Source organism: Neptuniibacter sp. QD72_48, assembly GCF_047778065.1.
Lineage (GTDB): Bacteria > Pseudomonadota > Gammaproteobacteria > Pseudomonadales > Balneatricaceae > Neptuniibacter.
In genome coordinates this window covers 2,623,510-2,644,739 of the sequence record NZ_CP180547.1, presented here as the reverse complement: position 1 = coordinate 2,644,739, position 21,230 = coordinate 2,623,510, and the positions used below count along the sequence as shown (strand labels likewise).

19 protein-coding genes are annotated in these 21,230 nt (G+C 42.3%); 13 read left to right on the top strand and 6 right to left on the bottom strand.

Going from position 1 to position 21,230, the window contains the following annotated elements; genetic code table 11:
• Nucleotides 1-334: 334 nt before the first annotated feature.
• Nucleotides 335-775, bottom strand: a complete 441-nt coding sequence (locus ACMXYX_RS11880; RefSeq protein ID WP_415906040.1) for a hypothetical protein — start codon at nucleotides 773-775, stop codon at nucleotides 335-337.
• A gap of 220 nt (nucleotides 776-995) precedes the next feature.
• On the opposite strand from ACMXYX_RS11880, the gene ACMXYX_RS11875 reads away from it, so the two are divergent.
• The 4 genes from ACMXYX_RS11875 to ACMXYX_RS11860 all read left to right on the top strand — a co-directional run bounded on the left by ACMXYX_RS11875 (nucleotide 996) and on the right by ACMXYX_RS11860 (nucleotide 5,198).
• Nucleotides 996-2,414: a PLP-dependent aminotransferase family protein gene (locus tag ACMXYX_RS11875; RefSeq protein WP_415881811.1), complete on the top strand. Its 1,419-nt coding sequence runs from the start codon at nucleotides 996-998 to the stop codon at nucleotides 2,412-2,414.
• Nucleotides 2,415-2,511: 97 nt separating this feature from the next.
• Complete coding sequence (locus ACMXYX_RS11870) at nucleotides 2,512-3,831, top strand: deoxyguanosinetriphosphate triphosphohydrolase (RefSeq protein ID WP_415884667.1); 1,320 nt, start codon at nucleotides 2,512-2,514, stop codon at nucleotides 3,829-3,831.
• Between the two features lie 57 nt (nucleotides 3,832-3,888).
• The gene (locus ACMXYX_RS11865) at nucleotides 3,889-4,263 is read left to right on the top strand and encodes a translation initiation factor Sui1 (RefSeq protein ID WP_415896614.1); all 375 of its coding nucleotides are present in this window, start codon (nucleotides 3,889-3,891) and stop codon (nucleotides 4,261-4,263) included.
• 134 nt (nucleotides 4,264-4,397) lie between these two features.
• The gene (locus ACMXYX_RS11860) at nucleotides 4,398-5,198 is read left to right on the top strand and encodes a retropepsin-like aspartic protease (protein ID WP_415881809.1); all 801 of its coding nucleotides are present in this window, start codon (nucleotides 4,398-4,400) and stop codon (nucleotides 5,196-5,198) included.
• Here ACMXYX_RS11860 and ACMXYX_RS11855 read toward each other — a convergent pair.
• The 4 genes from ACMXYX_RS11855 to ACMXYX_RS11840 all read right to left on the bottom strand — a co-directional run bounded on the left by ACMXYX_RS11855 (nucleotide 5,176) and on the right by ACMXYX_RS11840 (nucleotide 10,457).
• The gene (locus ACMXYX_RS11855; protein WP_415896613.1) at nucleotides 5,176-6,378 is read right to left on the bottom strand and encodes a hypothetical protein; all 1,203 of its coding nucleotides are present in this window, start codon (nucleotides 6,376-6,378) and stop codon (nucleotides 5,176-5,178) included. The genes ACMXYX_RS11860 and ACMXYX_RS11855 overlap by 23 nt on opposite strands.
• A gap of 1 nt (nucleotide 6,379) precedes the next feature.
• A complete protein-coding gene (locus ACMXYX_RS11850; RefSeq protein ID WP_415906039.1) occupies nucleotides 6,380-7,177 on the bottom strand; it encodes an outer membrane lipoprotein-sorting protein in 798 nt (265 codons plus the stop codon).
• Nucleotides 7,152-9,569 carry an efflux RND transporter permease subunit gene (locus ACMXYX_RS11845; protein WP_415906038.1) on the bottom strand — a complete coding sequence of 806 codons (2,418 nt, stop codon included), beginning with the start codon at nucleotides 9,567-9,569 and terminating at the stop codon, nucleotides 7,152-7,154. The genes ACMXYX_RS11850 and ACMXYX_RS11845 overlap by 26 nt, the downstream gene beginning before the upstream one ends.
• 132 nt (nucleotides 9,570-9,701) lie before the next feature.
• A complete protein-coding gene (locus tag ACMXYX_RS11840) occupies nucleotides 9,702-10,457 on the bottom strand; it encodes a TetR/AcrR family transcriptional regulator (protein WP_415881805.1) in 756 nt (251 codons plus the stop codon).
• Between the two features lie 435 nt (nucleotides 10,458-10,892).
• On the opposite strand from ACMXYX_RS11840, the gene ACMXYX_RS11835 reads away from it, so the two are divergent.
• Nucleotides 10,893-11,288: a hypothetical protein gene (locus ACMXYX_RS11835; protein WP_415881804.1), complete on the top strand. Its 396-nt coding sequence runs from the start codon at nucleotides 10,893-10,895 to the stop codon at nucleotides 11,286-11,288.
• Nucleotides 11,289-11,350: 62 nt separating this feature from the next.
• Here the strand turns inward: ACMXYX_RS11835 and ACMXYX_RS11830 are convergent, their stop codons facing one another.
• Nucleotides 11,351-12,304 carry a methylenetetrahydrofolate reductase gene (locus ACMXYX_RS11830; RefSeq protein WP_415881803.1) on the bottom strand — a complete coding sequence of 318 codons (954 nt, stop codon included), beginning with the start codon at nucleotides 12,302-12,304 and terminating at the stop codon, nucleotides 11,351-11,353.
• Between the two features lie 146 nt (nucleotides 12,305-12,450).
• Here ACMXYX_RS11830 and ACMXYX_RS11825 point away from each other — a divergent pair, with 146 nt between their 5' ends.
• The 8 genes from ACMXYX_RS11825 to ACMXYX_RS11790 all read left to right on the top strand — a co-directional run bounded on the left by ACMXYX_RS11825 (nucleotide 12,451) and on the right by ACMXYX_RS11790 (nucleotide 21,159).
• Nucleotides 12,451-13,017, top strand: a complete 567-nt coding sequence (locus tag ACMXYX_RS11825; RefSeq protein WP_415881802.1) for a DUF1285 domain-containing protein — start codon at nucleotides 12,451-12,453, stop codon at nucleotides 13,015-13,017.
• A 74-nt stretch (nucleotides 13,018-13,091) separates the two neighbouring features.
• Nucleotides 13,092-14,240: a response regulator gene (locus tag ACMXYX_RS11820; RefSeq protein WP_415881801.1), complete on the top strand. Its 1,149-nt coding sequence runs from the start codon at nucleotides 13,092-13,094 to the stop codon at nucleotides 14,238-14,240.
• A gap of 185 nt (nucleotides 14,241-14,425) precedes the next feature.
• Nucleotides 14,426-15,427, top strand: a complete 1,002-nt coding sequence (locus tag ACMXYX_RS11815; protein WP_415881800.1) for an ABC transporter substrate-binding protein — start codon at nucleotides 14,426-14,428, stop codon at nucleotides 15,425-15,427.
• Nucleotides 15,428-15,592: 165 nt separating this feature from the next.
• A complete protein-coding gene (locus tag ACMXYX_RS11810; protein WP_415881799.1) occupies nucleotides 15,593-15,988 on the top strand; it encodes a YbaN family protein in 396 nt (131 codons plus the stop codon).
• Nucleotides 15,989-16,034: 46 nt separating this feature from the next.
• Nucleotides 16,035-17,381 carry a diguanylate cyclase gene (locus ACMXYX_RS11805; protein WP_415881798.1) on the top strand — a complete coding sequence of 449 codons (1,347 nt, stop codon included), beginning with the start codon at nucleotides 16,035-16,037 and terminating at the stop codon, nucleotides 17,379-17,381.
• A 359-nt stretch (nucleotides 17,382-17,740) separates the two neighbouring features.
• On the top strand, nucleotides 17,741-18,988 hold the full coding sequence (locus tag ACMXYX_RS11800; RefSeq protein ID WP_415881797.1) for an HDOD domain-containing protein: 1,248 nt from the start codon (nucleotides 17,741-17,743) through the stop codon (nucleotides 18,986-18,988).
• 164 nt (nucleotides 18,989-19,152) lie between these two features.
• Nucleotides 19,153-20,145, top strand: a complete 993-nt coding sequence (gene rlmF, locus ACMXYX_RS11795) for a 23S rRNA (adenine(1618)-N(6))-methyltransferase RlmF (protein ID WP_415906037.1) — start codon at nucleotides 19,153-19,155, stop codon at nucleotides 20,143-20,145.
• A 105-nt stretch (nucleotides 20,146-20,250) separates the two neighbouring features.
• Entirely contained in the window at nucleotides 20,251-21,159 is a 909-nt protein-coding gene (locus ACMXYX_RS11790) for an MBL fold metallo-hydrolase (RefSeq protein WP_415906036.1), read from the top strand.
• Nucleotides 21,160-21,230: the final 71 nt, after the last annotated feature.

The following is a 21,230-nucleotide window of genomic DNA, read 5'->3' as shown; positions in this document are numbered from 1 at the left end:
GTTAAAGCGGGCATTTATGTCCGCTTTTTTTATGCCAATTTTCTTGGTGAGGATAGATAATAGCGGATCTAAATTACTGGGTATTTGGCTAACGGTCTGGGTCAGCGAAGGGATCGGTTTTTAAGGAAATAAAGGAAGTATGGCAAAGCCTAATAAGAAAGGTCCTTTGACAACGGTTAACGTGTATTGCGCAAGATGTAAAACGTTGTTGTTCAAATATAGGAAGGGAGGGAAGGGAGCCTTAGTAAAGTGCTTCAAAGAACGGATCAATGAAGATCATACCAAGACTCCTTGTGAATGTCCGGGATGTCAGATGGTGTTTGCGCGTGAAGCATTAATTCGTGGCGCTCCCGCTTTCAAGTTGATCGGAGGAAAAGTGTTTGCCAAGTAATACTCTATCCTTGATTACTGCCTTGTTTGCTAAATTAGGAGCAAGGCAGAGGATATCCCCTTTAACTTGATAGGTAGTGCTTTCTGGGGGGAGTATGTTTCCGCCACCGTACTGTTTTAACGCTTGCTTTTCAGAAGTGCGCGAAAAGATCTGATGCTGATATGCTCCGCCTCGGCACAGTTCTCTTGCCGCATGATGCCACATTGTTTCGACATCTTTCTGACTACTCTTTTTATCCCCTATATATTCCACGCTATGTTCGTCGCTATTGATCGGGGTAAAGCTGAATCCGCTTTTGCCGTCAAACGCGTGATAGCTGCTATCACAACCGCTAAGTAGCAGCCCTCCTAATAATAAGCTGGACAGTTTTAAGTGACGTTGCATTTTTGTACTCCTTTATCTGTAGTGTTTAAGGTCTATTTGTATACTTGAAAATATGTACAGATATTGATTTCTGATCATGGAGTAATGTTAAATTAGGTGATAAATAGTATACAGATTTAGAAAATAATTAATTAGGCATTACAGATTTGTGTAATTATCTCTGTGATGCTAATTTTTATTTTATCTGTACTGTAATATTTCACTGTAATGGTCATTTTTTATGAAACTGTATGAACAGCTCCAAGATGCTTTGATTAAGCGTATAGAGCAAGGGTATTACCCTGTGGGGAGCAAGCTGCCTTCGATAAGATCGTTAAGTAAAGAGAGAGAAGTCAGTATTTCGACAGTTCAAGAAGCTTATCTTCGTTTAGAAGAGAATGGGTTTGTTGAAGTAAGGCCGAAATCTGGATACTACGTAAAGTCCAGAGGAGAGGCACCGGAATTACCAGAAGTGAGCCGACCGGCACAACGCCCTCTGGAAGTGTCGCATTGGGAACAGGTTTATCATCTATTAAACAGTGCCAAAGGGCATGGGCACATTGCTTTAGGTACTGCGAGCCCGGAAATTAATACCCCGACATTAAAGCCCTTACTGAAAGCGTTAACTAACTCAGCTGGATTGCAGTCAGAACAATTTCTCAATTACAGTGAGATTCAGGGGAGCGAGAAGCTGCGTAAGCAGATTGCGCGGCTAGCTTCAGATTCGGGATGCAAGCTTCATCCCGATGACATCATCATTACCAGCGGTTGTCAGGAAGCTCTAGTTTGCAGTTTGCGTGCAACCACGAAACCAGGCGATGTCGTAGCAACGGATTCACCTAGTTTTTATGGATCGACTCAGGCGATAAAAGCGCTGGGGTTAAAAGCGATGGAGATTCCGACGCACCCTGAGACAGGTATCAGCTTAGAAGCATTAGAATTGGCACTAGAACAGTGGCCAATCGCTGCGATCCAAGTGACGCCAACCTGTAACAATCCACTGGGATATACCATGCCTGAAAGCCGTAAGAAGGAATTGTTACGACTTGCACAGCAGTACGATATTCCGATCATCGAAGATGATATTTACGGCGATCTTTTCTATAAATCACCCCGCCCAAGGACTATTAAATCCTTTGATGAAGAAGGTCGTGTTCTGCTTTGTTCCTCTTTTTCTAAAACCATTGCTTATGGTTTGCGATTAGGTTGGGTGGCACCGGGGCAATGTACTGAAAGGGTGTTGCATAAAAAGTTTGTTTCGACTGTGAGTAACCCACCAGTCCAGCAGGAAGCGGTTGCTGAGTTTATTGCTAAGGGGTATTACGAACGCCACCTTAGAAAGGTGAGAGCTCAATATCACCATAGCCGGGATATGATGATCGACCTTGTCAGACGTTACTTCCCAGAAGGCACTCGTATGAGTTACCCCGAAGGTGGGTATCTGCTTTGGGTAGAATTTCCTGTAGCAGTCGATTCAATAAAACTAAATAAAAGGCTAGAGGCGAAGCAAGTTAGCATTGCGCCAGGGGTTATCTTCTCTGCGTCAGGTAAGTATCGTAATTTTGTGCGCTTAAGCTTTTCCAAAAAGCTAACTGAAAAAACAGAAGAAGCGTTAAAAGCGATTGGCGATGAGGCTAAAAAACTAATAGCAGAAGCGTAATCAATTACGCGTATGGTTAACCAAAAAACTTATATAGAAAGCCTGTAAATGGCCGACAATATGAGTCTGAATGAAGTTGCTGAGCGGAGAGTACTACATGGAAATGCAGTGGCAGAAGTTACTCACAACCAAGCGTTACGGCCATGCAGAAGTAACTGAAGATGAGTTTGGGAGAAGCCATTTTCATAAAGATCAGGATCGGATAATTTTCTCCAGTGCTTTCAGACGCTTAGGGCGAAAAACACAAGTTCATCCGATGTCCTTGAATGATCATATCCACACGCGTTTAACCCACTCTATTGAGGTGGGTAGCTTAGGACGAACCTTAGGTATACGCGTAGGGGAGTTAATTCAGGATCAGCTTCCGGAGTGGGCCACGGCCTACGACATAGGCATGATCGTACAATCCGCCTGCTTAGCACATGATATTGGTAACCCTCCCTTTGGGCATGCGGGCGAGTATGCAATAAGGGATTGGTTTAAACGCCAAGAAAACAGTGCGTTACTACAAAATCTTTCTGATTCTGAACGTTTGGATCTAATGACTTTTGAAGGCAATGCTCAAGGCTTTCGGGTTGTCACTCGCATAGAGAACCACCTGTTTGATGGAGGCTTACGCTTAACTTATCCAACCCTTGGAGCGCTTTTGAAATATCCTTGGAGTGCTGATTATGCGGGGGATAAAGGTAAATTCAGTGCCTATCAAACTGAAGTTGAAATATTAAATAAATTAGGCAAAGAACTAGGTTTAATCGAGAAGTCTAAAGGCTGTTGGTGTCGCCACCCGCTGACTTATTTGATGGAGGCAGCAGATGACATCTGTTATGCCATTCTGGATCTGGAAGATGCCATTGAGTTAAATATTTTGACCTTTGATGAGATCAAACCGATCTTGCTAACACTCTGTGGTGATACCTCTTATGAAGCAGAGATTTTTACCTCTCAAGCGTCTGCACGCCGAAAAATTTCGGCATTGAGGGGTATGGCAATGAAGCATATGGTGAGCTCTGCTGTCCAAGCCTATATGAATAATCAGCATTTGATTATGCGCGGTGAGTACACTGGCGAACTCTTAGCTGATGGTGATCCCGGTGTGCGAGATGGCCTGTATCAAGCTAAAAAATTAGCACGAGAAAAGGTATTCCCAGATACCCGAAAAACTGAGCTGGAGGTTGGTGCGTATACAACCCTAGGGGTATTACTCGAAGCATTTTGCCATGCTGTCTATGACAACTATCAATTGCAGGGTGAAGGATTGAGTTATCGTAGCGATCGCATTATAAGTTTGATGGGAATTCATGCACCATCGCCGGAGTTGCCTCTTTATAAGGCCTATATGCGAGCATTAGATTTTATTAGTGGTATGACAGATAACTACGCGACCTACCTCGCTCGACAAATTGGCGGCTTAAGTTAGGGGCCAGCAGGAATTTCTCATATAATAAGATTTTTACTTCGAGAAAAGGCTTATCCAGTGGCTTCATTAAAAGATCAATTAGGCAGTTTGGTTTATTCCACAGAAAAAGGGCAGCTTTGTTCTGGCTGTGGTGAAGCTATATCCGAATGTGTTTGTGCAGAACTGGAAGATAAAAACAGACTGGATACTCTTGATGGCATTGTTCGTATCCGTCGCGAAACTTCAGGCCGAAAGGGTAAAGGTGTAACGACAATTACAGGTATCCCTCTGCCTGAAAAAGAGCTTAAGGCTCTAGCTAAAAAGCTTAAAAAGGTTTGCGGTACGGGTGGTGCCTTGAAAGATGGGATCGTAGAGATCCAAGGTGATCAGCGAGACAAACTAAAAACGTTGCTGGAAAAAGAAGGCTTTACCGTCAAGTTGGCAGGAGGCTAGGATTGATGGCTAAGAAAAACTGTACGCGTTGTTTAGTCATGCGTTTTGCCTTAGTTTTTATGGCAATAGTTGTTTTGTTTATGCTGAATGGGTTGAACCAATTTTTTAACTAAACACTTATAGGAAGGATAATCATGGATAGAAAACTTCTGTTAATGCCACTATTGAGCGCTTTATTGATGATGCCGACCTTAGCAGAGGCGCGCATCTATGAATATGTAGATGATAGTGGTCGTAAAGTGTTTGTGGATCGTCTTTCGAAAATTCCTGCCAAATATCGGGATCAGATGGCAACCCGCGAGGAACAGAAGGACAAGCTTGATCCACTTGAGCTTCAAGCTTTCAATCAAGGAACCGATGCAAAGCAGCGTCAATTAGAGTTAGATAAGGCAAGAGCCGGTATCACAGAAGCGATGAAAAAGTGGATTACACCCTTTCAGTTTCACGCTAACCGTATCGTTTTACCAGTCAAAGTTTTCTATGGTGCTCGTTCAACTCAATTATCGTTGGTTATGGATACAGGGGCTTCTTACACAGTTGTGCACAAGCAAGCTATTAGCTCTTTAAATGCTCAATTGCGAAAGGGGAGTTCTGCTAGAGTTGCCGATGGTAGTGTGGTCGATACACAAAAAATACACTTTGACCGTTTTGAACTTGGCCCTTATAAAGTAAAAGGTGTTACCGCTGGTGTATTAGACTATCAGGGAGGGAGCGCTGGAACTGATGGTTTACTTGGAATGGATTTTTTATATCAAGCGCGCTATGAAATTGATCGGGAAAAGAAGCATATTGTCTGGGACCCACAACGCTACAAAGAATTGCAAGAAAAACTGGTTGAGATTGACAGGCTGGAGCAGGAGTTGAAGGGGGCACCCACAGCTCCAGGAGCTGACAATCAGCAAGAGCCAGATGTTAGAAATAGCGCTCCACAGTAAGTTGCAGATGGTCATCTTTATTTAGGCTATAACTCAGGTCAGCTGGGTTATCAGCCGAAAAGAAACGGCCATCTAAACTTAGCTTCCAGTTATCCCCAAAACGCCTACTTGCTTCAACGATCATGCTATTACTGTGGTAGTCCAAATCATGGCCAATACCGGCCAATACTTCGGTGCTTGCTGCATCGTTTAGAGTGAGCCTTGCACCCATGAATACGTCATTTTGGATAGCAGCATCAGCTGATTTACCACGCTCATCCCAGCCGTATTCCAGCAAAACACCTATGTCAGCAGAGCTGTCTTGAATACCGTAAAAGGTATATTCAAAACCACCTTGAGCAGCCCAATAGTTTTCACTTTTAGTGTCGCGATGAATGGTTTCCAACTTCCCAAGCCAATTGTCTAACGTAGCTTGTAAGTCAAAACCAATCTGGTTCATCTGCTCGTAATGGGGTACTAAGATCGTCTGGCCATTCACTGATTGGACTTGTAGTTTAGGATCTCGGTTGGTACCTCTAAACCAATAAGCTCCTAAGTCAAAGTCACCAATCGTGTGGCTCCAGCGGATTGCAGTATCTATATGTTTATTGCCTGCGCTGGATTCAAAGGTCGCTCTATCAGTATCGATCACGAGGCCTGCACGTAGACGACCATCTGTGCTAGCAAAGGTGCGCTCTCGGAACCCTGGTAAAAGGTAAAGATCGATGATACCCCAGTCTTTGACTAAGGATAGATTGATCATCTGCTGGCCTAGTTTGTCTTCCCCATCAAAGTCCTCGACGCCATCAGTCTGGTTGATCACATCAACGAGGTGTTGGAATTCGGTAACACCCCAAAAGACTTTACGCAGACCAGTACGAAGTTCCCAATCATCAGATACATGCACCCAGCTTAACTCACGAATATCTCCATGAGTTCGCTCGCTGTCATTTTCATCTAAACGAAGAAAAGGGGTAAAGGTTAAACTATCAGCACCATCGTTCCATTCCCAATAAAGTTCTGGCTCGAAAGAGAAGGACAAATTGGTGTCATAGTCTTGCCCCGTGAATTGAGCGCTTTGAGTAAAGAGGCGTAGATCAGCGGTGGCTTTACCTGACAACTCAAAGTAGGTTTCTGCCTGAGCAGGCAGGGCTGTTAAAAGCCCTGCTGCTAGTGCAGTCGTGAACGTCTGCCTGATCATCTTAGCGCGCTCGTTTTAGCGTGTTTTTATTGAAGTCTTTATCAGTTAAACCTGTTTTGAACTGATAAGAACCATAGGTCAGGTCGGTGCTTTTACCTGTCTGGTGGTTCACCATTTTCATTAGATCAGGACGCCAGTGCTTACCTTCATACTCTTTGTATTCATGGTAAGTCAGGGTTTTAAGTTCAGAGTCTTTACGGTCGTAAAAATCGATTTTCCATGGACGGTACTCTGCTTGATCTAACCACACTACACGTCGGGTATAACCAGAGTTCTTATCCACTGGGTATTGTTCAATTACAAAACACGTACCGCCTTCACAGGCTTCATCACGTAGATACTTGTATGTGTATTTTTCTACCTCAAATGAAGATAGATCCTCGTAAGCAAACTCAGAACCCATAAATGGGCCGGATTTGTTACGCGAAGCAATACGTTTTACGCGTTTCAACGCAGGTAGGTAAAGCCACTGATCGTCCGCACCAATAGGGTGTGAGAAGCTTAGAAAGGCAGTGCCTTTAACATCTCTAGGCTTGTCGAATACAGATAGGCTTTTATCACCATCGTTATCAACTTCTAAAGACTTCATACGAATCTCGCGTACACTTTCCTGACCCTGTTTGTTACGCAGAATCATATTCATCTGCGCTTGCATATCAGTCCAGCCAAGATCGCTTGCTTTAGCTTCTTCTGCAATACGTAGGCCTTTTTCTTCCGCGGTTTCAGCAGTCGCAACGCCTGAAGTAAGAATCATGCCTGCAATGAATACAGATTTAAGCGGGTTGGTTAACAGAGTCATCTTTCTCTCCTTCAGAATTTTTAAGTGCTGCATTTGCTGGTTGTACAGGGCCAGTTTGTGTCGGGTCAGTTTGCGTAGAATCATAGCTTTCTGTGTCTTCTTGCTCTTCTTTAGCTGTTTTATCCAACAGCATCAGAAGTGGAGGCAAGAATAGGAAGTCCACAATTAACGCGATCAAAATAGTCAGTGCTGTTAGTAGGCCCATATCGGCGTTCACTTTAAAGGTGGACTGAGCTAACACCATAAAGCCTGCTACTAATACAAAGGTGGTTATCCATAATGCTTTACCTACGCTAGCAAAGGCATAACCTACAGCTTCTTTACTGTTCTTGTTGCGGTCTCTACGTGCATGCAGGTACTTGCTCAAGAAGTGAACCGTATCATCTACCACGATACCAAGTGTCATGCCGGCAACAACAGAAAGTGCTAGACCTACTTGGCCATCAATCAAGTACCAAACACCAAAGCCCATTGCCGCTGGCGCTAAGTTTGGAATCAGACTGATGAAACCGAATTTCACCGAACGTAATGCAAAGCCAAGCAGTACAGATATCAGTACAAGGGCCAAAGATGTGCCAATCAACATGCTGTAGATATTACGCTGGCCAATGTGTGCAAACATAAGGCTAGGGCTTGCAATATCCACTTCATAGTTTGATGCATTCTCTGCAAACCAGTTATAGATGCGGCTTTCCAGCTCAATCTGCTCGGTACTGGTCATATTATTGAACGTAGCGATGATGCGAGTAGAAGATTTATCCACGTTTAACTGGTTATTTAGATCCAAACCGTAAGGCAGAGACATTTCGTACAGCAATAAGTATTGCGCTGACAGTTCACGTTCATCTGGTAGTTTGTAATACGCAGAATCGTCACTGTGCATGTTTTTGTTTAAGCGTTTAATAATATCGCTCAACGTATTCACGTGATCAGTTTCAGGTTGAGCACGTAGCCATTCTGTTAGATCCCCCACTGTTTTTAGGAACGCAGGGGAGTTAATCCCACTAGCTTCTTTGGTATCGATGGAGATCTCCATTGCCGTCATGCCTGATAGATTATCCTGCATGTAATCTGTTGCCTGACGGAATGGCACGGTTTCATCGAAATACTTTACGAAGTCATCATTCAGTTTGTTTAACGGAACGAGGAAAACGGCCGCAATCATTAAAACTGACATCGCTGGAAGTAGAACTCGACGCTTCGAGATTACAAGGTCTGCCAATTTGTGCATGAAGTCATTTTTGCCTTCTTCCATCGGTTTAACGTGGACAGGCAGTAAACGCAGCATTGCAGGGAATACTGTTACCGAGAAGATAAAGGCAAGCATTACACCTGCAGCGACCATGTTACCCAGATCTCTGAATGGAGGAGAATCTGAGAAGTTCAGGCTTAAGAAGCCGATTGCAGTGGTCAAACTGGTTAAGAAAATTGGCTGGAAGTTAATCCGTAGACTGTCCTGAATCGCTTTCTCTTTCTTAACGCCCTGACGCATCTCGTAGAACATTGTTGTTAGGATATGTACACAATCTGCTACAGCTAAGGTTAGTACCATAATTGGGGTGCTTGCAGATGGTCCTGTTAGGTAAAAGCCTGTCCAGCCAGCTAAACCCATGGTTGCAGCAATAGAGAAGATGATCACGACAACAGTTGCTAAGGTGCCGCTAAAATTGCGTAACAGAAGTACCATGCCGATGATGACGACTAAGAACATCAAAGGCACAAGCGTCGCGTTGTCCTCAATAGATGCTTCAGCAAAGCTGTTGTTCATCATTACCATGCCTGAAAGGTGAACTTTCAGGTTTGGATTCGCTTGAACAAATTCATCGCGCATTTCACGAACTTTACTGACTACCTGAGGTACTTCAACAACTGGGTCAACGCCGGGTAGTTGTACGGTGATGTTTACAACCGTGACATGAGCCTCTGGAGAGATTAGCTTGTTTACCAACAGAGGTTCATTAACAGCGATCTCTTTAAGCCTTGGCATATCCGCATCAGTCAACGTTTCAGCGTCTAATACCAGATCTTCAACGATCATGTCGTCTTCTTCAGACCAGGTATGCTGATAGTTGGTAATCGAATCTACGCGGGTAGAGTAGGGTACCTGCCAAGATTCAGTCGTCAGTTCTTGAATCGCCGCAAGGGTTTTTGGAGTAAACACTTCCCCATTTTCAGGTGATATAACAAAAGCAACATTGTCACTTTTGCTGTAAATCTTCTGCATCGCTTCGAATGCTGTCAGTTGAGGATTCTCATCACTGAAAAACACGCGATAGTCGCTTTTGAAGACCAGATTTTTAGCGCCGTAAGTTGCGCCAACGACGAACATTATCGAGAAGAGAACGACCCAAATAGGGTGGTTCAACACGAATCGGAAAAGGCGATCTCTCATTTTCCTGCTCCAAGGGCCCTTGCGGGGTTGATTGCGGTTAAGCAATATTAGTTATTTCTTTTTAATGACGAAACGTCATTTACTAAGGTTTAAAAAACGGTGCAAGCACCGCGTTTTTTAATTCATTGCAGTTTATTCAGAACTGCACATCAACTGCTTTTGCTGAAGCTGTTTAACTTCTTCAGCAAAAAGTTCGGTTTTAAAGCGCTGAATGCTCTCATGCCATTGATGGTCTTGGGTATAAGGCTTCCAATTCAGGCCATCCAGTAAAATATTTGAGTGATTAACTAGCTCTCTTTCTAGTTGCATTTCAGCTCTAACGTTACAGCGATCCAGGGTCTCATGAAGCAAGGCGATTGTACCGAAGCTCATTGACCATAAAGAAAACGCTACTTGAGCAGGGCATAGGTGTGGCTGTAACGATAAATCACCATTCGCAAGGCCTGAAGAGATCACCTCCAACATGCCGCCCAATAACTTGTTTTCTAGAATAAGGTGCTCTTCTTGACGCTTTTCGGTTGATTTTTCCCGAACTGACGGTGTCTTAGCAGAAAGAACCAACATAAATTCTGTAGGGTTTAGCTGTGAATGGAGCATATAGCCATACCCAACGGCGAGCATCTTCTCGCGACTACTGCCGTCATATTGAAAGGCGCGTTCGAATAGCGCTCCTAGTCGTCTAACACAGCGGTTACATAGACCGGTTAAGAGGTCTTCTTTACAGGTAAAATGGTTGTATACGGTGCCTTTAGAGTAAGGCAGCCTTGCTACTACTTTATCTATAGTGAGCCCTGCCACACCTAATTCACTGATGATCTGTATAGCAGCTTGCATAATTTCTTCTTCACGGGCTTCTAAATCGGCTTCGTGAATAACTTTGGGGCTCATATTCTTTTCTATTACCTATAAATGACGGTCCGTCAAAAATACTGTTTTTTACTCAACTGAGCAAGTGTGAAAATTGCAACAATCCGTTGCTATTAAGAAACAGTTTTGCAACAACGAATATCTATAAGTAATGACTATTAGTGATTCTAATAATCTTTAATATGCTAACTATCTTATTTAGTTTTTAATTATATTCCTTGTGGGCTTTATACAAGAGGGCTAGAGCTTGGTTTAATTCAGTTGGTTTGTTCAAAATAGGTGAAATATATTAATAAATCTTATTTTGTCACGAAGTTGCATTGTTCAGTGTCTACACTGCTTACTGTTAAAAATGATAGTCCTTATCTTTTTAACGCCTGTTCCCCGGTATGGAACCAGGGGGAGTTGATTCATAGATGAAGAAACTGTTGTTCAAACAGGAAAGGAGTGCTTGATATGAAAATACCAACCTACGTGCTTGCAGTAAAAAATGAAACTGAAGGTCAACTTCAGCTCGCTCCTCAAGGGGTAAAGGTTGCAGACATGCCGGTGTGTTTTTCGCAAGAATACGCTTCGCACCTTTTTAATTTCAGTGAATCTCGTGTTCAGTGCAAAGAGGGTGAGAGTGTTTTTCTTTTAAAGGGGGATGTGGATATTTCTGGCATAGCTCAGGAATCTGATTTTCCCGAAGCATTTAAAGCATTACTGAAAAATAATAACGACTTAGAGGATTGGACTGTGCTTCGGCAAAAGTCTGCTCTTTCTTCCGATTCACAAGAATATAAACGCAAAGTGCAAGAAGATCTCGCTCGAACACATATGTTGTTGAAAATAAACAAAACACTTATGTGATGAGCCGAAAAGACAAGGCCGCGATTATTCGCGGCCTTTTTCTATCTAAAATGTGTGGGGGATTAAATATCCGCTTCCGCTAACTTTAGATCTACAACGGATTTGAGCAGCTTAAACAATCGAATGGATGCGTCGATCTCTTCTTTACGGTTGGTCAAACTCTCGATGTTCAAACCTACAGGAATACCAAGCGGCATGACTGCTTCTAGAATCTGCTCTAAATTGTTACGGCAGATACGAATGGATTCTTGTAACGGACTATGAGCATCCATAATACGGAAGCGGGTCGCTTCTGGTACTGATATCCCCAGCCATTCCATAAATTCCAGCGTCTTAGTACTACCGCATGGTGTGAAGGTCAGAATGACGCGCTTTGGTTTAACCCCATCTTCACGACACTTACGAGCGTAACTACTCAACATATCGATTGTTGCTTGCGCATCGTAAACTGCCTGAGAGATAAAGAACTCACAACCTTGCTCAGTTTTGCTAACTAAACGCTCATGCTCATTACGTTTAGAGGCGTGACGCTCGGCAATTGTTACTCCGCCCAGTTGGAAATTTGCTGGGTGTTCTGCAAGGGCTGCGTAAGCATCATTAAGGCTTAGTTGGATATCTCCATCAGAAGATGGGCTTCCTACAAGAACAGTGTCACGAACACCATATTCGTTCCAAGCTTCATCTAACCAAGAGATAAAAGCTTCTTTATCACGCTGAGACACACTCTTGTATGTGATAACTGGCTTATCTGCTTTTTCACGGATTAGCTTAGAGTACGCTCGTGGATCTAGGGTGCGCATGAATGGAAACGGACGTGGCTTGTCGATACGGCTACTTTCATCCTGAATGTCATAAACAATCAGACCATCAAAATCGACATGTTGCAGACGTTCTAGCAGTTTGTCCGCAATGCCTTGTGCGGTTTCTTCTGCAGTGCCATCTTTAGGCGGTGTTGTACCAAATAGATATACACCACGGCGGTCGTCAGCAAACTTTGTTCTTAAATCCTGTTTCATTGTAGTTTTTCAATTTCTATCTAAGCTGTAATTGCTGGCTATTCTAACAATTAATATTATTCATGTGTTTAAGTTATAAGATGAAAGTTTTTTAGTTAAAGTTGAGTAAATTTAATAGGCTGCAGCAAAAGTTGGGAGTAGAGAGTTTGAGCCAACCAAGTTTTGATCTATCTGAAGCAAGTAAAGCGATTGAAAAATCAGGAGAGGGTATACCGCCATTGGATAAATGGAATCCGGATTTTTGCGGTGATATCGATATGCGCATTTGCCGCGATGGCAAGTGGTACTACCAAGGAACAATTATCGGTCGCCCGGCAATGGTTAAACTATTCTCCAGAGTATTGTGGTTAGAAGAAGGCAAGTATTTCTTGAAAACGCCGGTGGAGAAAGTTGGGATCGAAGTGGAGGATGCCCCCTTTCTGATGACCGAAGTCCAAGTAAAAGAGGGCGAAAATGGACCGGAGTATCAATTTATAAGTACTACTGGCGATAAAGTAGTTATTGGCAAGGGCCATTCGCTCTGGGTAGAAGAGTGTAGCGAAACCTCAGAACCCTCTCCTTATATTGATGTTCGTTTCGGAATGAAGGGTTTAATCCATCGTAATGTGTTTTATCAACTCGCCGAGCTCGCTGTAGAGCAAGAAATAGATGGAAAAGTGATGCTTGTCATTGAAAGTCAGGGAGAAACTTTCATATTGGGGGATGTCACCTAAATTTAAAATGAACGCTCAATTTTAAATGTAAGCTACTGAGAGTGGGGCTAAGATTAAGTCGTTATGGGGGGAGTATGAGTTCAGAACATCGTTTTTCTATTTTACTGGTGATTAAGCAGTCATCAGATTTAGAGTCACTTTGTAATATGGTGAAGCGTCACTTCCCGCGTTTCTATATTGCAAATACTGAGGAAGAAGCTCTCTCATTGATCGTAGAGCATAAAATCGATGTGCTATTGATGGGGCTGAATACCATTCAAGAGAACGAAATCTGCTACCTACATCTCTTAAGTGCTAAGAAAAATATCGAAAGGATTCTATTCAAGAAAATTGTTTTCTGTAGTCGGGAGGATCTTAAAGAAGCATTTTCTATCTGTAATAAGGATGTCTTTGACGACTACTTTATAGTCCGCCCACTTTACGACCCATATCATTTACTATTGAGGTTGCGGTTTATTCGACGTGCGCTTCATGACCAAAATAGCTTTGGCTCAGATAATTTTTCAGTCGAAAACCTTTGCGAGTATTTTGATCAGATTATTTCATGTAATGAAGACATATCGGATCTTAATGCTGAGAGCTATGACAAGCTTATGCACCTTGTTTCTTTCTCGATGGATAGAATGAAAGAGAAGATCATACAAGAGGGAGGTTTACATGAAGATCATCATGCTGATATGCGGAGTTTGTTCGATCAACATAAAGAGCAGCATATCCGTGAAGTTCAATTACAACAAACATCTGTAAAAGAAAGCCTTCAAGCTAAAGTTGACCGCGCAACTAATCTGACTAAACAGCAAAAAGAGACTTTGCAGGCCAGTGATACAGTTGTTTTTGATGATAGTAATATCTTGTTACTTGAAGATGAAAGTGAACAACGGGATCAAATTAAAGCGATCCTAGATTCAGGAGGTTACAAAGCTCAGGTATCAGGGTGCGCGAGTCATTCCCTGAAACTTCTACAGAGTTGGAAACCAGATATTGTTTTGTTGGACTTAACTCTTCCGGATATGAGTGCATTGTTTGTTATTGATAAGATCAAACAAGATCCTGATATGGCTCATACTCGCATTATGGTTTTAGCCAAACCGGGGGATACCCAGAATGCACAAGAAGCGATGAAACAGGGCGTGCATGAGGTGATTTTAAAGCCAATCGATCGCGATATGCTGCTTTATAAAATGGGGCATAACCTTCAAGCTTTGAAAGATCAAAGTAAGTAAGATTTAAGGGGGCGCGTAAGATCCGCGCTCCTCCTTGTTTTAAGGCCGCTATTTTCTACTAAGGTTCTTTCTGTTGGAGCTCTAAGTAATTCTTTATTCACTTTTCGCTGTGCGCCAGCCCGTCTAATTTCAAATAATCATCTATATTTTATTAAGCAACCCATTGAATAGCATACAGGATTGATATGCGAAACATTGTGTCTTTGATTTTTTGGCTGTTGGTAACACTTGGTACGGCACAGACGGCTGTGGCTGCTACTAAGATCATGTTGATTCACAGTTACCATCAAGAGATGAAGTGGGTGGAGGATCTCACAGCAGGTGTAAAACAAGAGTTAGGCGACGAATATCAGTTATCCATTCATCACATGGATACTAAACGTTTACCCAAAGGGATGTTTAAGTACAGTGCTGCAAGAGCTTTTATTGCTTTTGAGGAGCAAAAGCCTGATCTGGTTATCATCTGTGATGACAATGGTTTTGGCCTGTTAGGCGAGCAGATAGCAAAAACCACACCGGTAGTTTTTTGCGGTATTAACTCGGATATTCGTCGTGACTATCCTTGGGTTCTCAGTGCTAAGAATATTACTGGGGTAGTTGAGCGCCCGATGATTAAACGTTCAATTGTAGAATTTGCTCGAGCAACTCGTTTAAAGCTGAGACGGGTCCTGATTTTACTGGGCGATAGTTTAACCGCTGATGCGATCTATCAGTATGATCTCGGAGGCAAATCTAATTTTAGTATTGCTAAGAACATTCGGGCTGATGTTGTCAGAGTTTCGAGCGCAAATGCGTGGAAAGAACAAATTAAACTCAGCAAAAAGCAAGGGTATGATCTTATCCTGATAGCCGGTTATGCCGCCATGCATGAAGAAAACGGTGAATACGTAAGCTTTGATGATTTAAGCCGTTGGGTATCGACTAACTCACCTGTAATGACAATAACTGCTCATGAGCAAGCGATTGGAAAAGGAAAGGTAATGGCAGGGATGGTCGTCAGTGGTATTTTGATGGGCCAAGATGCGGCAAATCTAGCGAAACAATTACTAGCTTTACCTAAAGGCAGCGCACAAATTCCAATGCACTTTCAAAGCCAAGGGAAAATGATTTTAAGTCGTCACGAACTTAGGAACTGGGGGCTAAAGATAGATAACATCACTTCAAGATCCATCATCTTATTACCTTAAATTTAAATGAATGTTATTAAGTTCTTGCGGGAGTATTTCCTCTTCAGGAATTGTTGATGTAACCTGAAATACTAAATTCCTGCTATCTTATAGATACAGGTCCACGACATACGTACTGCTGTATTGATATATTCTTTCTAGGTGGCTTGGTACAGGGAGTATCTGTTGAGAAAAACGATTGTACGTACCCTATATTTAATCGCCGGATTTATCTGTGTGCTTCTCGGTTTGATCGGGGTTATTTTACCTTTACTACCAACAACGCCATTCCTTTTAGTAGCGGCATTTTGCTTTTCTAGAAGCTCTGAAAGGTTGCATCAGGCGTTGCTGCAAAATAAGTTGTTTGGAAAGATAATCCAAGATTGGGAAAAAGATGGCGTTATTCCTTTAAAAGCTAAATGGTTAGCAACGGTTATGATGTTAGCTATGGTTAGTTATCCACTGATTTTCAAAACCTTTCACTATGGCCTCAAATTAATTGTCGTTGCTACAATTGTCTTTGCCCTATGCTATATCTGGTCGCGTCCATCAGAACCGTTGTTAAAAGGCAATGAGGGATGAAATGAGTGTGGTCCGGTTTCTTCTTTTTTTATTATTTAGCAGCAATGTGTTAGCGGTTGAACAGCTGTCTTTTACAGAAGAGGAAAAGAAGTACCTCACATCTAAAGAACAGATAACGATGTGTATTGATCCAGATTGGTTACCTTTTGAAGCCATTAATGATCAAGGTAAACATGTGGGTTTGTCTGCTGACTTTATGACAGAGTATTCTCAAATGATGGGTATTCGAATTCAGCTTGTTCCGACAAAAAGCTGGAGTGAGTCTTTGCACAAAGCTAAGGCTAGAGAGTGCGATATCCTATCAATGCTAAACGAAAGTCCAGAACGTAGCGCCTATCTTAATTTTACCTCTCCTTATGTGACCGCTGCAGTTGCTCTAGTCAGTCGTACCGATGTTCTGTTTATTGATGGTTTACCTGCCTTGCAGGGTAAAGTTTTGGCTCTGCCAAAGAACTATATATATGAAGAACTTATTCGACGCGATTACCCTCTGATCAAAGTGGTGTATACGCAAACACAAAAGGAAGCAATTAAACTCGTTTCCACAGGTAAGGCCTATGCCTCCATTGGTACTCAAATCAGCATGCTAAGAGATATACAGGAGCTCGCAACTCATAATGTAAAAGTTGCAGGTTTTACTGAGTACAAAAGTGTTTTACGGGTTGGGGTTCGAAAAGATGATGCTTTGCTGTTAAGTATCTTTTCTAAAGCAGTTGATGGCTTATCCCCACAGAAAACTAACCAGATTTTGCAACGCTGGTATAGCGTGACTGTACAGAATAAATTTGATCAAACTTTATTGTGGCAGTTACTGGTCGTCTTTTTCCTTATATCTATGATCTTTTTTGTCCGCTTTAGGAGCATTAGGCAATTCAATCAGATCCTAAAGGAGAAGAATAAACAGTTAGAGCGTATTAGCCAGACAGATCACTTAACGGGTTTATATAACCGTTTAAAAACGGATGCCGCGATAAAAGCAGAAGTCGCCCGGGCAGAACGTTACGGCGGTAGCTTTTGCGTTATGCTTTTTGATATTGACCATTTCAAAGCGGTGAACGATAACTGTGGGCACCAAGTAGGGGATAAGGTACTTATCGAAGTCAGTAATTTGGTGAAAAGTAATATTCGAGAATCCGATATCCTAGGACGGTGGGGCGGTGAGGAGTTTATGCTTGTGACACCTGAAATGGATATTATCGGGGCCGAAAAGTTGGCTAATAAGCTTCGGGTATTAGTGCAAAATCACATTTTTCCTAGTCAAATTGATATCACGGTTAGCTTTGGTGTTGCGGAGTATAAAATGGGGGATAGCCCAGATGCGTTGCTCAATACAGCAGATAAAATGTTATATAAATCTAAAGAAGCTGGTCGAAACAGAGTCACGATTAGCTAGAAAAATCTCACAAATCACCTTTCACAAGGGAGGTGATATTTCGCTTCCTTTCCTCTTTACCATCAAAAAATCTATCTTTTTATTGTTTTTCAATGTGAAAGTTTCTCATTAAAAACTAGATAAAATTTTACTAAAAACACCTAAATACCCAGAAAACCAAGGAATTACTGAAGTTTAAGGTGCTTTTAAAACAATGTTCAAAAATTTATATACAAAATAGATAAAATTTTACTAAAAACGCGCTTTTAATAAGGTTAATTGGCACTAGGATTAAGGTAACTACAGTTACTGAGGCATATAGAGCGACAGTGATTGGTAACAGCAGTAATGATTAATCGAAAAATGTGCAGGTAAACGTTATGAGCACTATCAATAAAGGCTCTTCACCTAAATATAAGATCGCTATGCTTGATGAACAGGGCAGCTTAGCGGCTTGGAGTCGTGAGATAGAGGGGTCTGAATTTAATTGGGCGTTTGTTCGTTTAGATTCGAAAGAGAGCTTAATCGATCAATTGGAGCAACATAGATTCGACGCGGTTATTCTGCCTTGTTCGATGCGAGCAGTAGTCGATATAGAATTGATGGCTAATTTATCTCGCATTCAGCCGCACTCTGTTAGAGTTTTCCTTGGGGCAGAATTTTGGAATGCCGGTTTTAAAGCGAAAGCTGCTGAAATTGCACATCGTATTTATCCAAACAATGTTCCAATCCAAGAGGTTGCAGAAGAACTGGAGTACCAGATTAAGCTGGTTAAGCTGCTTAATCGTTCATCCTTGCAGACTTATGTTTCAACTGTTGGGTGTTTACCGTCGCCACCAAGTATGTATCGTCAATTGACCGAAGCGGTTAACTCAGATGTCGCGGATCTTAAAGAGATCAGTGAAATTATTGAGCAGGACCCATCGGTGGTTGCGCAAATCATGAAACAGGTGAATTCGGCATTCTTTGGTTTTAGTCGTCCAATTTCTGATCTGCGAGAAGCGATCTCTTTATTGGGCGTAAGAAACCTTAGAAGTATGGCATTGAGCAGCCAATTGAATAACCAGTTTAAAGAAGGGCAAGATTGGGATCAGTTCTCTTTTGAACAGATGGGCCAACGTTCTTTACTAGTAGCTCGCCTAGCACAAGCGTTATCGAGAAGAGCTGGAGCGAGCAAAGCAGTTCAGGATCAAGCCTTTTTGGCAGGTTTATTACATGATTTAGGTGTCATGATTATGGCTGCCCATGATCCGGCACAGTATAAAAAATTGATCAACTATGCCGTTAAAAAACAAAAGCCGATCTATTTAGTAGAAAAAGCCGCTTGTGGCTTCTTCCATGGTGAGGTTGCTGCTGCTTTATTGGCATTATGGAATTTACCGCCGCAGGTTGTTGAGGCCGTCATGTTGCATCATGTCCCTCATCTGTCTGCGGCTAAAGAATTCAGTCCGTTAACTGCAGTACATGTTGCGGACGCTATGCTTCCTTCGGTTGATGTAGCAGGAGAATGTGATCTGGCGAGTAGTTTATCGCTACGTTACCTAGATCAAGTGGGCGTTATGGATGAGGTCCCACAATGGCGCATAGTCGCTAATGAATACCGTGTTCGCATGGTATCCAACTTATAAAAAAGAGAGGATCTCTTATCGCTGGAAAGAGTGCCAGTCCTTACCGGGAACATACGTCGGGGTCTGTGAAAGGTAAGGTCTGGTTTTCTTTTATCTTCGTGGTGTAAACAGTAACGCCATAATCTTGCTACAATTCCTGCTTTCTATCTTCTACTGGCATCGCTGTGGCTAGAGCAAATAATTCATCCTCTAAAGCATCTACTCAAAAGAACAAACAAAAATCAGGTCTGCATCCGCGCAATCCGCATACAGCACCTTATGATATTCCTCGTTTGGTTAAAGCATTTCCTGAGTTAGCTGAATACACCTATGAAACGCCACGAGGTGAAACCTCTATTCGCTTTGCAGAACCTAAAGCGGTAAAACTACTCAATCAGGCGTTATTAAGCACTGAATACAATATTCAGTTTTGGGATTTCCCTGAAGGCTATCTCTGCTCGCCAATTCCAGGCCGCGCTGATTATCTTCACTATATTGCGGATCTACTGGCTGAATCTAATGGCGGGAAAGTGCCGGTTGGAGCGCAGGTGCAAGGTTTAGATGTAGGTACCGGAGCTAACTGCATCTATCCACTGATTGGCAGCCAGAGTTACGGTTGGAAGTTTGTTGGTAGTGATATCGATCCTGTTTCCATTGCCTGTGCTGAACAGATAGTCAAAGCGAATCCTGTTTTGAAAGGGAAGCTTAAGTGTCGACTACAACCATCCTCTCAGCAGGTATTCAAGCAGATCATTAAACCTTCTGATCGCTTTGCATTCACTATGTGTAATCCTCCGTTTCATGCTTCACTTCAAGAAGCGACAGCAGGGACTAGACGGAAGATTAGAAATTTAAATCGTGGCAAACAGACATCTTCCGGTAATGATCAAGTACTAAATTTTGCTGGGCAAGGAGCAGAATTGTGGTGCAAAGGAGGAGAGATAGCTTTTGTAAGGCAGATGATCAAAGAGAGTGCAGTCTTTGCTGAACAATCGCTCTGGTTTACCTGTTTGATATCTAAAAAAGATAACCTGCCCATGGTGTACCAAGCTTTAAAAAATGTAAAAGCTAAAAAAGTAATTACGATAGACATGTACCAAGGACAAAAGCTTACTCGGTTCGTTGCTTGGAGTTTTCACTCAAAACAAGTGCAATTGGATTGGCTTAGTCGGGCCTAGGTCAATATTTTGATCCATTATTGAGTATCGTTATCATTAATGAGCTATAGTTAGTTTCCAGTATGGAATCCAAATTGGATCCTAATGTTACATAAGGAAAAGTTAATGTCGGTTAAGTGTCTTGTTTCAGCTTTAGCGCTTAGTTTGAGCATTGCGATGCCTGTTAGTGCTGAAAATCACCACCAACAAGCGACTAAGTTCAAAGTACAGCAATTGACCGAAAATATTTCGATGTTACGTGGTAAGGGCGGAAATATTGGGCTCTTAGCTGGTGAGCAGGGTTTATTGATGATCGATGATGATTATCGCTCTATGTCACCTGCATTGAAGAGGACTCTGCAAAAGTTTGGTGGCGAAGATAAGCTGACTTACATTATCAACACCCATTGGCATGGCGATCATACAGAGGGTAATCATCACTTTGGTCATCACGCGACTATTGTCGCGCATGATAATGTGCGTGAGCGGTTGCTTACCTCTCAAGAGGTTAAGCTCTTCAATATGAAAACCGAGCCTTATCCAGAACATGCGCTGCCGTCTATTACCTATCAACAAGCTCTGACGCTCTACATCAATGATGAAGAGGTCGAGTTACTTCATCTAGCTGGTGGCCATACCGATGGTGATTCTGTCGTCTTCTTCAAAAAGGCCAATGCGATCCATATGGGCGATCTTTATTTCAATGGTTTTTTCCCGTTCGTAGATATTCAGAATGGGGGTAATGTTGTTCAAATGGCTGAGAATGTAGGAAAAGTAATCGAACTCATTAACGACAAAACAATTATCATTCCAGGTCACGGTCCAGTATCAAATAAAGCTGAATTAAAGGCGTTTAAATTGATGCTAGAAGGCACGTTGTCGGAAGTAAAAGCCATGCAAGAGAAAGGGATGAACTTGGGCCAGATGCAATTAAAGGGCCTATCCTCCAAATGGCAGGATTGGACCGACGGTTTTCTTACAACCAGTGTTTGGATCGGAATTCTTGATAGTAGCCTTAAGAAAGCAGCTCACTAATCATTCCTCAGGTAGCTAGTTCTAAGTCCTTAGAGTTTCTAAAATACTGATCTCTAGCGGCGGTGTTTATA